This is a genomic window from Corynebacterium sp. ACRPJ, from assembly GCF_022347345.1.
GTDB classification, from domain to species: Bacteria; Actinomycetota; Actinomycetes; order Mycobacteriales; family Mycobacteriaceae; genus Corynebacterium; species Corynebacterium tuberculostearicum_D.
Genome location: NZ_JAKRNC010000039.1, coordinates 1 through 683, shown reverse-complemented (window position 1 = coordinate 683; position 683 = coordinate 1). Strand labels below are relative to the sequence as shown.

The 683-nt window shown below is 51.5% G+C and carries 1 rRNA gene; it reads left to right on the top strand.

Annotated features, from left to right (window positions below):
• Positions 1-55: 55 nt before the first annotated feature.
• Positions 56-683 (top strand): 23S ribosomal RNA (locus tag MHY08_RS11600); the annotation flags it as partial.

Below are 683 nucleotides of genomic sequence, written 5' to 3'. Positions count from 1 at the left end.
TTTTTGTCAAGTTCACTTGTGTGGCCATCTGCGCTTTTTGGTGTGGGTGGTTTGTGTGTTCGTTATTAAGGGCGCATGGTGGATGCCTTGGCATGCTGAGCCGATGAAGGACGTGAAAGGCTGCGTTAAGCCTCGGGGAGTTGTCAATTAAGCGTTGATCCGAGGATGTCCGAATGGGGAAACCTGGCCCTGGTTATGTGGGGTTACCCTTCAGTGAATTCATAGCTGTTGTGGGGGTTTACGCGGGGAAGTGAAACATCTCAGTACCCGTAGGAGGAGAAAATAATAATGATTCTGCTAGTAGTGGCGAACGAACGTGGATGAGGCTAAACCGTGTGCATGTGATACCTGGTAGGGGTTGTGTGTGCGGTGTTGTGGGCCCCAATGGGCGGTGACTACCATCATCGTGCTCGTGTGTTGTTGTTAGGTGAAGTGGTTTGGAATTACCTGCCGGAGAAGGTGAGAGTCCTGTAGTTGAAGACAATGGCATGTGGGTTGTTGGGTTGCCCGAGTAGCAGCGGGCTCGTGGAATCTGCTGTGAATCTGCCGGGACCACCCGGTAAGCCTAAATACTCAGTGTGACCGATAGTGTATGAGTACCGTGAGGGAATGGTGAAAAGTACCCCGGGAGGGGAGTGAAATAGTTCCTGAAACCATGTGCTTACAATCCGTCAGAGCACCGT